Genomic DNA, 13,107 nt, shown 5'->3' on the forward strand with positions numbered 1-13,107 from the left:
TGGACAGGTTCAGCGCATCCACTTGATCGGCGCCGTGACCAGCTCGGGGAACGCGGTGAACATCACCAGGATGATCGTGTAGGTGATCAGGAACGGATTCACGCCCTTGATGACCTGGTGCATCGACAGCCGGCCCACACCGGCCACGACGTTGAGCACCGTGCCCACCGGCGGCGTGATCAGCCCGATCGCGCCGTTGAGCACGAACATCAATCCGAAGTACACCGGATCGATGCCCGCCTTCACCGCGATGGGCAGCATCACCGGCGCGAAGATCAGGATCGTGGGCGTCAGGTCCAGCGCGGTGCCGATGATCACCAGGATCACCATCATCAGCGCCATCAGCAGGCGCGGCGATTCGATCAGCCCGCCGAGCCAGCCCGTCAGCACGCCGGGCAGGTCGGCCAGCGTGATCATGTAGCTCGCCACCTGCGCGCCCGCGCACAGGAACATCACGATCGCGGTGGTCTTGGCCGCGCGCACCAGCACGCCGTGCAGGTCGCGCAAGCCCATCTCGCGATGCACCGCGAAGCTGATCACCAGCGCGTAGAACGCGGCGACGACGGCGGCCTCGGTCGGCGTGAAGATGCCGCTCTTCATGCCGCCGATGATGATCAGCGGCATCAGCAGCGCCCAGAAGGCCTTGGCCGTGGCCAGCAGCCGCTCGCCCATCGGCAGCGCGTTGCCGGGCGGCAGGTCGATCTTGCGCAGCTGCAGCTTCCACGCGATCAGCAGGCCCGCGCCCATCACCAGCCCGGGCACGATGCCGGAGATGAACAGCGCCGAGATCGAGGTGTTGGTCGTCACGCCGTAGATCACGAACGGCATCGATGGCGGAATGATCGGCGCGATGATGCCGCCCGAGGCGATCAGCCCCGCGGACGTGCCCATCGGATAGCCGTGGCGCTGCATCATCGGCAGCAGGATCGTGGCGAGCGCGGCCGTGTCGGCCAGCGCCGAGCCGCTCATGCTGGCCATCAGCACCGAGGCGCCGATCGCCACGAAGCCCAGTCCGCCGGGGATGTGGCCGACCCAGGCCTGTGCCATCTGGATGATCCGCCGGCTGATGCCGCCCGCGTTCATCAACTCACCCGCGAGGATGAAGAAGGGCACGGCCAGCAGCGGGAAGCTGTCGATGCCGGCCACCAGATTCTGCGCCAGCAGCTGGGTGTCCCAGAAGTCCAGCGCCCAGGCCATGCCCGCGCCGGTCAGCACCAGCGCGAAGGCCATCGGGATGCCCAGACCCATCAGCAGCAGCATGCCGGCGCAGAAGATCAGGAAGGACAGTGCCTCGTTGCTCATGATCGTTGTGTCCCGTCCAGGGTCGCGTGATTCGATTCGCTTGGCCCGTGCCGCGTCACTCGACGTCGGACTCGTGGTCGAGGTCCAGCGGCTTGTTGCGCACGAGCTCCCACAGCGCCATCAGCGCGATCGCCGTGCACGACAGCAGCGCCGGCAGCGGCAGCAGCGCGTTGGAATAGCCCAGCACCACCGAGGCGCTGTCCATGCCCACGACGACCTGCTGCCAGGCGCCCCACCCCACCAGCCCCGCCGCCACGATCACCGCCACGCGGATCAGCGCGGTGATGACGCGCAGCGCCGCGGGCTTGCGCCGCAGCGGCAGCAGCAGGCTGGTGAAGGCCATGTGCTCGCCCAGCGGATAGGCGGCCGTCGCGCCGATGAAGACCATCCAGACGAACAGCAGCCGCGAGAGTTCCTCGCTCGCCGCGATGCCGCTGCCGAAGCCGTAACGCAGCACGACATTGACGAACACCGCCAGCGCCATCACCGCCAGGCACAGCGCCATCGCGGCCTCGCTGGCGATCTGCAGGCGCGAGCGCGGCGCGGCGGCGGTCGCGCTGGCGTCGGCGGCCGGAGGGAGGTGAGGTGCGGGCGAAGTCATGCGCCGGTCTCCTGGTGGGGCTTCGGGGTCAGCAGCACGAGCGCGCGCTCGACCTGCTCGGCCAACGGCAACGCGGCCGGCACGGTGATGACGCCGGGCTCGCCGATGGGCGATTCCAAGGTGGCGAACTGGCTGTCGACCAGGCTCGCGGGGAAGATGTGTCCGGCGGCGCGCGCCGCGACGCGCTCCAGCGCCAGCGGCCGGTCGATGTCCATGAACACGAAGCGCACCGCCGGGCAGGCCGCGCGCAGCCGGTCGCGGTAGGCCCGCTTGAGCGCCGAGCAGCTCAGCACCACCGGTGCCTGCTCGCGCAGCATCACCCCGAGCCGGTCCAGCCAGCCCCAGCGGTCGTCGTCGGTCAGCGGCTGGCCCGCCTGCATCTTGGCGATCGAGGCCGGCGCGTGATGCGCGTCGCCTTCGATGAACGGCCATCCGAGCCGCCGCGCCAGGGCATCGCCGACGCTCGTCTTGCCGCAACCGGCCACGCCCATCACGACGATGGGGTCGATGAGGGCCTGGGAAGAAGCGGTCGGCGGGGTCATTGGATAGCGCTGTCCCAAAACTGGAAAAGAGACGGCGATCGGATGGACCGGGTCGCCGTTGCGGTGGGATAGCGCTATCTTAGGTGGTGCACCGGAGCACCAAGAGAGGGATTACGCGTAGTTTCAGGGCGCCCTCCTCGGCACCATCCTCGGGGTCCTTCCGGGCTGTCAGCGCAGGTGGATAGCGCTATCCTCGCGCGCATGAACGCCCCCTCCCCCAAACGCCGCCGCGCCACTGGCCGGGTCACCCTGCAGGATGTCGCCGTGGCCGCTGGCGTCAGCCCGATCACGGCATCCCGGGCGCTGCGCGGGGAACGGAGCGTGGCCGCCGAACTCGTCGAGCGCGTGAACGCCGCGGTCGCCCAGCTCGGTTACGTGCCCGATCCGGCGGCGCGCGCGCTGGCCTCCTCGCGCAGCAACCAGGTCGTGGTGCTGATCCCGCTGCTGTCCAACGCGCTGTTCGTCGACCTGCTCGATGCGGCCCAGCGCACCCTGCTCGCGGCCGGTTACCAGAGCCTGATCGGCGTCACGCACTACCACCCCGAAGAGGAAGAGGCGCTGCTGCGCACCTACCTGATGAATCGTCCGGCCGGGCTGCTGGTGACCGGTTTTGACCGCACCGACGCGGCGCGCGCGCTGCTGCAGGGCAGTGGCGTGCCCTGCGTGCAGGTGATGGAGAACCGGGGCGAGGCCGGCGCGTTCTCGGTCGGGTTCTCGCAGCAGGCCGCCGGTCACGCGATGACCGCGGAGCTGATGCGGCGCGGCTATCGGCGCATCGCCTTCGCCGCGGCGCAGCTCGATCCGCGCACCCTGCAACGCGCGGCCGGGTATCGGCAGGCGCTCGGCGCCGCGCACGATCCGGCGCTGGAGTTCCTGGATGCGGCGCCCTCCTCCCTCGCGCTGGGCGCCGCCATGTTCGATCGCGTGCTGGCCAGCGCGCCCGATGTCGATGCGATCTTCTTCAACAACGACGACCTGGCCCAGGGCGCGCTGCTGCAGGCGCTGCGCCGGGACATTCGCGTGCCCGAGCGCGTCGCCGTGGCCGGATTCAATGACCTGACCGGCGGCGACCAGATGCTGCCCCCGCTGAGCACCGTGCGCACCCCGCGGGGCCGGATCGGACTGGAAGCGGCGCGGATGCTGGTCGCGCTGATGCACGGCGAGACCGTGCCGGAGCCTTGCCTGGACCTGGGTTTCGAGCTGATCCTGCGCGAGAGCTGCTGAGCCCCGCCCCGGGTTGACGCGGGGCCTCAGCCGACCAGCGCCGGGCGGCGCCGCACCCGCAGGCTGCTGGCCGGGCGCCACGCCGCGCTGACGCGGACCAGGCCGAAGGCATGCTGCGTGCGCAGCCGCACGTCCGGCAAGGCCTGCAGCCCCCGCCCCGTCACCGGCAAGGGCAGCAAGGCCACGCGCGCCGCCCCGGCGGGCACGTCCAGGCAGTCCGGCAGGCCATCCCAGCGGTAGTCGCCCAGGCTGATCGCGATCGCCCGGCGCGATCGCCGGGCCGTGTTGATCAGGCGGACCTCCACCATCGCCATGTCGCCTGAGAAGCAAGGACGCGGCGGCCGGCAGATCAAGGACAGACCGCGCAAGGTGCGCACGGCCATCACCGTCCCGGCCAGCACCATCGCGAACAGGCCGAAGCCCACCAGACCCGCCGCCACCGCCTGCGTGGTCGCGGCCAGCACGAGCAAGGGCATCGCGCACAGCAGCATCGCCACCGCGACGGGAGACGGCGCGACGCGCAGGTCGCACCATCGAAGGACGGTCTGGTCGGGATCGCCGGGCGGCAGGCAGGCGTCGTTGGCGGCGGTGGTCGGGTGGAAATGCCGCGCCGCCTCGGGTCGCCGCCCCCCGCGAGGCGGACGGACGGCGTCGTTGGCGGCGCGACGGGCATTCCCGGAGAACTGATGGACTTGTCCAGAGTTGACTTCCGTCAAGACCAACGGCGGGCGTCGGTTGGAAGGATCAATCGGTTGGGTGGGAGGTGTGGACATCGGCGGCTTGGTCGAAACGCTGGGGAGCGATCCGGTCAATGTGCCCGCCGAGGTCTGGGCACGACCATCCTCTGGATGTGTCAGTCCTTCGTTTTGGCTAGCCTACTTTTGCTATGTCAGTCCGCGATCCCGGGCGTGGGCGTGACAGGCGTCACGATCGGGCCGGCGGTGGGCGAACCACTTCCGGCCGGGCCGTTCGGCGCGCTCGGCGAAGGCGCCGTCGCGTCGAAGGTCTTGCGACCCCGCACCAGGTAGGAATAGATCACCGGCACCACGACCAGCGTCAGGATCGTCGACGTGATCACGCCGCCGATGATCGCCCGGCCCATCGGGGCCTGGATCTCGCCGCCCTCGTTGAGCGCGATCGCCATCGGCAGCATGCCGAACACCATCGCCGCGGTCGTCATGATGATCGGACGCATCCGGATCAGGCCGGCCTGCAGCAGCGCCTCGGGCACCGACAGGTCCTGCTCCGTGCGCAGGTGATTGGCGAAGTCCACCAGCAGGATGGCGTTCTTCGTCACCAGGCCCATCAGCATCACCAGGCCGATCATCGAGAAGACGTTCAGCGTCGTCTTCCACAGCAGCAGCGCCAGCATCACCCCGATCAGCGCCAGCGGCAGCGAGGCCATGATCGCGATCGGCTGGACGAAGCTGCCGAACTGGCTGGCCAGCACGATGTAGATGAAGATCAGCGCCAGGCCCATCGCGATCAGCAGGCCGTTGAAGGCCTCGGCCTGCTGCTTGCCGTCGCCGTCGACCATGAAGCTGATGCCCGGGGGCAACTGCGTCTCCTTGATCAGCTTCTGCACGTCGGCGTTGACGTCGCCGCCGGGGCGACCCTGCACGCCGGCATACACCGCCTCGCGGCGCTGCAGGTTCTGGCGCCGGATCACCTCGGGGTTGAACACCGGCTCGATCGTGGCGACCTGCTCCAGCGAGATCGGCGAGCCGTCCCGCGCGAAGGCCACCGGCAGCGTGCGCATCTGGTCCAGGCTCTGGCGCTGCGCCTTGGGCAGGCGCAGCAGCACCTCCACCTGGTTGCCGTCAGGCGTGGTCCAGTAGGTCGCGATCTCGCCGTTGACGTAGGCGCGCAGCGACGACGCCACCTGCACCGCGTTGAGGCCCAGCTCGCGCACCGCGGAGTCCTTGAGCTTGACCGCGTAGGCCGGCAGCCCGGGCTTGACCGTCGTGTCGACGTCCACGGCGCCCTTGATCTTCTTGACCTTCTCGGCGAAGTCCTTGGCGACCTGCGTCAGCACCTCCGGATCGGACCCGAGGATCGTCACCCACACCGGGCGGTTGAAGCCCACGCTGACCTCCACGCCGGGAATGCGCGAGATCTCGGCGCGGATCGCGTCCTCGACCTGCGTCTGGGAGCGCTTGCGCAGCTTGCGGTCCACCAGCGCGATGTCCAGGTTGGCCTGGTTGCGGCCGGTGGCCAGCCCCTCGCCGCTGCCGCCCACCACGGTGGCCACGGTCTTGATCTCGGGGAAGGTCGCGAGGATCTCCTCCACCTGGCGCACCTTGGCCTCGCCGCGGTCCAGGCTGGTGGCCACGGGCATGCGCAGCGTCAGGTGCGTGAAGCCCTGGTCGATCTGCGGCTGGAACTCGCTGCCCACGGCCGGCACCAGCATCAGCGCGAGCACGAAGCTGCCCACGCCGGACCAGGTCACGATGCCGCGCGGCGTGATCGTGGCCAGGCGCAGCCGGCGCCGCGCCTGCTTGTCGCGAGCGCCGTCGGCGTCGAACGGGCGGCCGAAGACCGGCACCGGCGGGAAGAACATCCGATAACGGCGACCGGAGAACACCCAGCGGATCGTCTTCTCGTAGGCCGTGTGCAGCAGGTCCATGCCGCGGTCGGTCGCGCGGATCAGGTGGCCGATGACCGGCACCTTCTTGACGTAGGTGCTGGGCGGATCCGGCCAGACCGACGACAGCATCGGATCCAGCGTGAAGCTCACGAACAGCGACACCAGCACCGCGACGGCGACGGTGATGCCGAACGGGTAGAAGAACTTGCCGACGATGCCGCCCATGAACGCCACGGGCACGAACACCGCGCAGATCGCGAAGGTCGTGGCCATCACGGCCAGGCCGATCTCGTTGGTGCCGTCCTCGGCCGCCTGGTGGTGGCCCTTGCCCATGCCGACGTGCCGCACGATGTTCTCGCGGACCACGATCGCGTCATCGATCAGCAACCCGATGCACAGGCTCAGCGCCATCATCGTCATGAAGTTCAGCGTGAAGCCGAAGGCATACACCGCGATGAAGCTGGAGATCACGGAGATCGGCAGCGTCAGCCCGGTGATGATGGTCGAGCGCCAGCTGTGCAGGAACAGGAAGACGATGGCGATGGTCAGCAGCGCGCCCTCGATCAGCGTGTGGCGCAGCCCGTCCAGCGAGTGCTTCACGAAGTCGCTGTTGACGTAGATCAGCCGCAGCTCCATGTCCTTGGGCAGCGTGCGGCGCAGTTCCTCGACGGCGGCTTTCACCGCCTCGCCGGTCTGCACGATGTTGGCGTCCTGCTGCTTGAAGACGTTGAAGGTCACCGCGGGCTGGCCGTTGATGCGGGCGATGCTGTCGAGCTCGCGCTCGCGCTCGCTCAGGGTGCCCAGGTCGCCCAGCGTCAGCGGCAGGTCGCCGCGGCGGCCGACCACGACATTGACGAAGTCCTTCGGATCCTTGACCTTGCCCTCGACCCGCAGCATCGCGTCATCGAAGCGGTTGGAGATCAGGCCCACCGGCGCGTCCGTATTGGCCGCGTTGAGCGCCTTGGAGATCTCCGCGGGCGTGATGCCATAGGCGCGCAGCCGCGTGGGATCGAGGTCGATGCGGACCTCGCGCACGGCCATGCCGCCGATGTCCACCTTGGCCACGCCCTCGACGCGGCCCAGCCGCTTGGACACGTTCAGGTCCGCGATCATCGACAGCTCGCGCAGCGAGCGGTTGGGGCTCATCAGCGCGGCCACGATGATGGCCTGCGCGTTCTCGGTCTGGAAGCGCTGCACCATCGGCGGCTTCACGTCACGCGGGAACTGCGCCTGGGCCTGCGCCACGCGGTCGCGGATCTCCTGCATGCCGCGGTTCATGTCGGCCTTCAGCGAGAACTCCACCGATGCCTGCACGCGGCCCTCGAAGCTGCGCGACTGCACGCGCTCGACGCCGGCGATCGTGTTGAGCGCCTCCTCGAGCGGCTTGGCCACCTCGCGCTCCACGGCCTCGGGCGAGGCGCCCGGGTACTGGATGTCGATCTGGGCGCCGGGGAAATTGATGTCGGGCGACTGCTCGACGCCCAGCTTGGAATACGCGACCAGCCCCAGCACGCAGAGCGCGACCATGACCATGGTGGCGAAGACGGGGTTGCGGATCGAGACGCGGGTCATCCACATGATGGCGTCTCCTTATTGCGCGGCGGCGCCGCTGGCGGCCGCGCTGGCCACGGCGGCCTTGGGCGCGCGGATCTCGGCGCGCTCGCCCTCCTTGAGGTTGTCGAAGCGCGCGCCCAGCACCTGGGACTGCGGCGTCACGCCCGCCAGGATCTCCACCCGGCCCTCGCGCGGATCGCGCCGGCCGGTGGTGACGATGCGGCGCACCAGCGCGCCCTTCTCGATCAGCCACACGTGTTCCTGGCCCGACACCGCGCCGATGGCGCCCACCGGCACCGTCAGGCGCGGCTTGTCGTCGGGGAGCTCGACCCGCGCCACCGCGTACTGGCCGGCGCGGAAGCGCTCACCGGGGTTGTCCAGCGTCAGCGTCACGCCGATGGAGCGCGTGCCGGGTTCCGCCGCCGGCGAGATGCGGGCGATGCGGGCCGTCACCGGCTCGTCGCTGCCTTCCACCTTCACCTGCACCGACATGCCGGGCGAGAGCTTGCCCACCTCGTGCGTGCCGACCAGGCCGGCGAGCTCGAGCTTGGACAGGTCCACGATGGTCAGCACCTGCTGCTCCGCGGCGACCTTCTCGCCGGGCAGCGTGTGGCGCTTGGCGACGATGCCGTTGATCGGCGAGATCAGCGCGGCCTGGCGCAGCAGGACCTCGCTGGTGCCCAGCTGGGCCTTGGCCGACAGCATCTGGCCGCGCGCCGACTCGAGCTGCGCGCGGGAGTTGTCCAGCGCGGTCGGCGCGATGAAGTTCTGCGAGGCCAGGCCCTGGTTGGCCTTGTACTGGCGCTCGGACTGCTCGTACATCGCCTGCGCGGATTCGACGCTGGCGTTGCGCTCGGCGACCTTGTGGCGCAGCTCCTCCAGGTCGAGCTGACCCAGCGACTGGCCGGCCGTCACACGGCTGCCCTCGGCGACGGCGAGCCGGTCCAGGCTGCCCGAGGCCTTGGCGCGCACGATGACCGTGTTGGGCGCCACCAGCGGGCCGGAGAACTCGATGACACCGGGCATCGGCGCCATCGCGGGCTTGACGACTTCCGCGGCCTGGAATTCCAGCGCCGGCTTGGCGCTGTCCTTCTTCGGCGCCGCGGCGCTGCCGCTGCTGGTCGCGTAGACGCCGACACCGCCGGCCACGACCGCCACCACGGCCACACCACCCATCCACCATTGCTTGCGCATGATCTCCCCCATCCGTCGAGACGGGATCACCCAATCGATGATCCTTGAATGCGGCGCAGTGTAGGAATCCCCAAATTGATGCGGGAGGTGGACGCGACGAACTGCTGTTTGTGCGTCATGGCCTGCTTTTCTCCGGGACTGAAACCGGTCACCTTCACGACGAACTGCATCCGGGGCGGATGAGATGACCTTCCTCAGGGGGAATGACCGGGCGACCGGAGAATCTCAGGCGGGGGTCGCGTCCACGCTCAGCGGATCCCGGCGCGCGCAGCGCCAGTGGCTCCACGCGCCGAGCAGCGCGAAGCCGGCGCCAGCCCAGAAGCAGGCCGCGTAGCCATGACTTTCGGCCAGCCAGGCGCCGCCCAGGCTACCCAGCACGCCCGACACGCCGTAGCCCAGCACCGCGTACAGCGCCTGGCCGCGGCCTTGCAGCCGGCCCGGGAAGTAGCGGCCGATCAGCCCGATGCAGGCGGTGTGCTGCGCGGCGAAGGTCACCGCGTGGCAGCACTGCAGCAGCACCATCGCCGCGAGGCTCGCGCCCAGCCACGCGGTGCCCGCCATGCGCAGCGACGTCAGCAGCGCCGCGGCGATCAGCCAGTGATGCAGGTGGCGATGGCGCACCCAGCGGCCCTGGAACGCGAACCACGCGATCTCCGCCGCCACCGACACCGCCCACAACGCGCCGACCTGCCCCTTGCTGTAGCCGAGCCGGTCCAGGTACAGGCTGTAGAAGGCGTAGATCGCCGTGTGCGCGAGCACCGTGAAGAACATGCCCAGGAAGAACCAGCCGACCTCGGGCCGGCGCAGCGTCGTGCCGATGGAGACGGGCTCGTGGCCCGCGTCGTGCTGCACCGCCGCACGCCGCGGCAGCCGCCACGCGGCGATCACGATGGCGGTCAGGCCGACGGCGATCGTGACCGGGAACACCGCCATGCCGGCCCACTCGAACCACCAGCCCCCGCCCACGACGGTCGCCAGGAAACCGACCGAGCCCCACAGCCGGACCCGCCCGTAGCGCTTGGGATCCATGCCGCCGCTGGCGGCGAGCTCATGCGCGATCAGCGCCTCGTTGAGCGGCGTCACGCAGGCGTTGAAGAAGTACATCAGGAAGACGATCAGCGTCAGCCCGAGCACCGACGGCGGCAGCAGCAGCCCCAGCGCGCTCAGCCAGCAGGCGAGCGCGGCGGCGCGGATCAACTCGACGCGCCGCCCGGTGCGGTCCGCCACCAGGCCCCAGACGTAGGGCGCGAACAGCCGCGTCCAGCTCTGCATCGACACCAGCAGGCCGATCGCCACGACCGGCAGTCCGAGCGACTTGTACCAGAGCGGCGCGAACGGGTTGAAGAGCCCGATGCTGCCGTAATAGGCGCAGCCCAGCAGCGCGCTCGCGCGCAGCGTGCGGGCGCTGTCGGTCACCGGTGGGCCGCGATCGCGGGAATGGGCAGCTCGACGTCCGCGCACTGCGCGCGGTCCATCAACACGTGGTCCATGACCACCAGCGCCAGCATCGCCTCGGCGATCGGCGTGGCGCGGATGCCCACGCAGGGATCGTGACGGCCGAAGGTCTCGACCGTGGTGGGCTCGCCGGCGCGGTTGATCGAGGCCTTGGGCGAGCGGATCGAGCTCGTGGGCTTGATCGCGATGGACACGCGCAGGTCCTGGCCGCTGGAGATGCCGCCCAGCACGCCGCCGGCGTTGTTGCTGGCGAAGCCCTCAGGCGTGAGCTCGTCGCCATGCTGGCTGCCGCGCTGGCGCACGCTCTCGAAGCCCGCGCCGATCTCCACGCCCTTGACCGCGTTGATGCCCATCATCGCGTAGGCGATGTCGGCATCGAGCTTGTCGAAGAGCGGTTGACCCAGGCCGGCCGGCATGCCGGTGGCCTCGACCATCAGCCGCGCGCCGACGGAATCCCCGTCCTTGCGCAGCGCGTCCATGTAATCCTCCAGCGCCTGGATCTGCGAGGCGTTGGCGGCGAAGAAGGGGTTCTGGCCGACGTGTTCCCAGCCCTCGAAGGCCAGGTCGATCTCGCCCAGCGCGGTCATGCAGCCGCGGAAGCCGATGCCCAGCTCCTGCTGCAGCCATTTGCGCGCGACCGCGCCCGCGGCCACCATCGGTGCGGTCAGCCGCGCCGACGAGCGGCCGCCGCCGCGCGGATCGCGCAGGCCGTACTTGCGCCAGTAGGTGTAATCGGCGTGGCCCGGACGGAAGGTGTCCAGGATGTTCCCGTAATCCTTGCTGCGCTGGTCCACGTTGCGGATCAGCAGGCAGATCGGCGTGCCGGTGGTCAGGCCCTCGTAGACGCCCGACAGGATCTCGACCTGGTCCGGTTCCTGGCGCTGCGTCACGTGGCGCGAGGTGCCCGGACGCCGGCGGTCCAACTCCGGCTGGATGTCCTCGACCGACAGCGCCAGTCCGGGCGGGCAGCCGTCGATCACGCAGCCGATGGCCGGACCATGGCTCTCGCCGAAGTTGGTGACGCGAAACAAGCTGCCGAAAGTGCTGCCGGACATCTGGAGGACCTGCCGAGGCGAGAGAAACCGAAGCCGGCGATTCTACGAGTTCGGCTGCGCCGACTGGGCGTCCAGCGCCGCCTGCGCGGCCTCGGCCCTGGCCTGCTCGGCGATGCGGACCTGCGCCTCGGGATCGCGCTCGAAGACCGCGATCGACTCCACGTGCGCCGTGTGCGGGAACATGTTCACCGCGCCGGCCATCGTGACCCGGTAGCCGGCGACGTGCTTGAGCAGCCCGGCGTCGCGCGCCAGCGTCGATGGGGCGCAGGACACGTAGACGATGCGCTCGGGCGGCGTCCAGCCCGGCGCGAGCGACGGGTCCTTGATCAGGTCGGCCAGCGCCTTGACCAGAGCGAAGGCGCCCTCGCGCGGCGGGTCGATCAGCCAGCGGTCGGCCACGCCGTCGGCGGCCAGCAACGTCGGGGTCATCTCGAAGAGATTGCGCGCGACGAAGCTCGCCTTGCCATCCAACGAATTCCGCTTGGCGTTCTCGCGCGATCGCTGCACCAGCGCCTCGCTGCCCTCGATGCCCAGCACCTCGCGCGCCTGCGTGGCCAGCGGCAGCGTGAAGTTGCCCAGGCCGCAGAACCAGTCGATCACGCGTTCCTCGGGCTGCACGCCCAGCAGGCGCAGCGCGCGTCCGACCAGCACCGTGTTGATGTGGTGATTGACCTGCGTGAAGTCGGTCGGCTTGAACGGCATCAGGACGCCGAACTCGGGCAGCGTGTAGGCCAGCTCCGGACCGTCCGCATCCAGCAGGTGCACCGTCTCCGGCCCCTTGGGTTGCAGCCACCATTGCACGCCGTGCTCGGCGGCGAAGGCGCGCAGCTTGGCGACGTCGCCCGCGCTCAGCGGCTCGAGGTGGCGCAGTACCAGCGCGATGACCTGCGTGCCGTCGGTGTCGCCGATGGCGAGCTCGATCTGCGGCAAGCGGTCGCGCGCGTCCATCGCGCCGATCAGCCCGCGCAGCGGCATCAGCATCGCGCTGATCTTCTCGGGCAAGACCTTGCAGACCTGCATGTCGGCGATGTAGCGGCTCTTGCGCTCGTGGAAGCCGACCAGCACATGGCCCTTCTTCGGCACGTAACGCACCGACAGCCGCGCGCGGTAGCGATAACCGGTGGCCGGACCCTCGATCGGGCGCAGAAGCGCCTCGGCCTTGACCTTGCCGAGGTGCCACAGGTTGTCCTCGAGGACGCGCTGCTTGACGGCGACCTGGGCGGCGGGATGCAGGTGCTGCATCTTGCAGCCGCCGCAGGCGCCGGGGTGCAGACCGAAATGCGGGCAGACCGGGCGCACGCGCTGCGCGCTCTCGCGGCGCATCGCGACCAGCGCCGCCTGCTCCCAGTTGTTCTTCTTGCGGCCGACGGCGACCTGGACCTCCTCACCCGGCAAGGCCCCCTCGATGAAGACCACCTTGCCCTCGCTGTTGTGGGCCACGCCCTGCGCTTCAAGGTCCAGCGATTCGACCTTCAGCCATTCCGATACATCAGTCATGGGGCGGCATTATCCCAGCGCCGCGCGACCGAGCCGCGCCACGAGCCCTCACCCCCTGCCCCTCTCCCGCTCCGCGGGCGAGGGGAGCTTCCCTTC

The 13,107-nt window shown here is 69.8% G+C and carries 11 protein-coding genes; 1 reads left to right on the forward strand and 10 read right to left on the reverse strand.

Annotation, left to right across the window (positions count from 1 at the left end; translation table 11 throughout):
- Positions 1-9: 9 nt before the first annotated feature.
- The 3 genes from ACNI65_RS11005 to ACNI65_RS11015 are packed head-to-tail and all read right to left on the reverse strand — an operon-like array spanning position 10 to position 2,445.
- Positions 10-1,302 carry a TRAP transporter large permease gene (locus ACNI65_RS11005; protein ID WP_416763022.1) on the reverse strand — a complete coding sequence of 431 codons (1,293 nt, stop codon included), beginning with the start codon at positions 1,300-1,302 and terminating at the stop codon, positions 10-12.
- A 55-nt stretch (positions 1,303-1,357) separates the two neighbouring features.
- Entirely contained in the window at positions 1,358-1,903 is a 546-nt protein-coding gene (locus ACNI65_RS11010; RefSeq protein ID WP_416763023.1) for a TRAP transporter small permease, read from the reverse strand.
- On the reverse strand, positions 1,900-2,445 hold the full coding sequence (locus ACNI65_RS11015; RefSeq protein WP_416763024.1) for a gluconokinase: 546 nt from the start codon (positions 2,443-2,445) through the stop codon (positions 1,900-1,902). Before ACNI65_RS11015 ends, ACNI65_RS11010 begins: the two co-directional genes overlap by 4 nt.
- Positions 2,446-2,646: 201 nt before the next feature.
- Between ACNI65_RS11015 and ACNI65_RS11020 the strand changes: the two genes are divergently transcribed.
- A complete protein-coding gene (locus tag ACNI65_RS11020) occupies positions 2,647-3,669 on the forward strand; it encodes a LacI family DNA-binding transcriptional regulator (RefSeq protein WP_416763025.1) in 1,023 nt (340 codons plus the stop codon).
- Between the two features lie 26 nt (positions 3,670-3,695).
- Here the strand turns inward: ACNI65_RS11020 and ACNI65_RS11025 are convergent, their stop codons facing one another.
- The 7 genes from ACNI65_RS11025 to rlmD form a co-directional block, all read right to left on the reverse strand.
- On the reverse strand, positions 3,696-4,385 hold the full coding sequence (locus ACNI65_RS11025; protein WP_416763026.1) for a hypothetical protein: 690 nt from the start codon (positions 4,383-4,385) through the stop codon (positions 3,696-3,698).
- Between the two features lie 173 nt (positions 4,386-4,558).
- Positions 4,559-7,834, reverse strand: coding sequence for an efflux RND transporter permease subunit (locus tag ACNI65_RS11030; protein ID WP_416763027.1), 3,276 nt, complete (start codon positions 7,832-7,834; stop codon positions 4,559-4,561).
- Between the two features lie 12 nt (positions 7,835-7,846).
- Entirely contained in the window at positions 7,847-9,004 is a 1,158-nt protein-coding gene (locus ACNI65_RS11035) for an efflux RND transporter periplasmic adaptor subunit (protein ID WP_416763028.1), read from the reverse strand.
- Positions 9,005-9,030: 26 nt separating this feature from the next.
- Positions 9,031-9,174: a hypothetical protein gene (locus ACNI65_RS11040; protein WP_416763029.1), complete on the reverse strand. Its 144-nt coding sequence runs from the start codon at positions 9,172-9,174 to the stop codon at positions 9,031-9,033.
- Positions 9,175-9,229: 55 nt separating this feature from the next.
- Positions 9,230-10,420, reverse strand: a complete 1,191-nt coding sequence (locus tag ACNI65_RS11045) for an MFS transporter (protein ID WP_416763030.1) — start codon at positions 10,418-10,420, stop codon at positions 9,230-9,232.
- Positions 10,417-11,514: a chorismate synthase gene (aroC, locus tag ACNI65_RS11050; protein ID WP_416763032.1), complete on the reverse strand. Its 1,098-nt coding sequence runs from the start codon at positions 11,512-11,514 to the stop codon at positions 10,417-10,419. Before aroC ends, ACNI65_RS11045 begins: the two co-directional genes overlap by 4 nt.
- 42 nt (positions 11,515-11,556) lie before the next feature.
- Entirely contained in the window at positions 11,557-13,011 is a 1,455-nt protein-coding gene (gene rlmD / locus ACNI65_RS11055; RefSeq protein WP_416763033.1) for a 23S rRNA (uracil(1939)-C(5))-methyltransferase RlmD, read from the reverse strand.
- Positions 13,012-13,107: the final 96 nt, after the last annotated feature.

Origin of the sequence: Roseateles sp. So40a, from assembly GCF_048081605.1 — a bacterium.
Classification (GTDB): Bacteria; Pseudomonadota; Gammaproteobacteria; order Burkholderiales; family Burkholderiaceae_C; genus Roseateles.

What these genes read in the sequence shown, in the direction of transcription:
- ACNI65_RS11005 (WP_416763022.1), bottom strand. Translation starts at nt 1,302, where the DNA reads ATGAGCAACGAGGCACTGTCCTTCCTGATCTTCTGCGCCGGCATGCTG.
- ACNI65_RS11010 (WP_416763023.1), bottom strand. Translation starts at nt 1,903, where the DNA reads ATGACTTCGCCCGCACCTCACCTCCCTCCGGCCGCCGACGCCAGCGCG.
- ACNI65_RS11015 (WP_416763024.1), bottom strand. Translation starts at nt 2,445, where the DNA reads ATGACCCCGCCGACCGCTTCTTCCCAGGCCCTCATCGACCCCATCGTC.
- ACNI65_RS11020 (WP_416763025.1), top strand. Translation starts at nt 2,647, where the DNA reads ATGAACGCCCCCTCCCCCAAACGCCGCCGCGCCACTGGCCGGGTCACC.
- ACNI65_RS11030 (WP_416763027.1), bottom strand. Translation starts at nt 7,834, where the DNA reads ATGTGGATGACCCGCGTCTCGATCCGCAACCCCGTCTTCGCCACCATG.
- ACNI65_RS11035 (WP_416763028.1), bottom strand. Translation starts at nt 9,004, where the DNA reads ATGCGCAAGCAATGGTGGATGGGTGGTGTGGCCGTGGTGGCGGTCGTG.
- ACNI65_RS11040 (WP_416763029.1), bottom strand. Translation starts at nt 9,174, where the DNA reads ATGCAGTTCGTCGTGAAGGTGACCGGTTTCAGTCCCGGAGAAAAGCAG.
- aroC (WP_416763032.1), bottom strand. Translation starts at nt 11,514, where the DNA reads ATGTCCGGCAGCACTTTCGGCAGCTTGTTTCGCGTCACCAACTTCGGC.
- rlmD (WP_416763033.1), bottom strand. Translation starts at nt 13,011, where the DNA reads ATGACTGATGTATCGGAATGGCTGAAGGTCGAATCGCTGGACCTTGAA.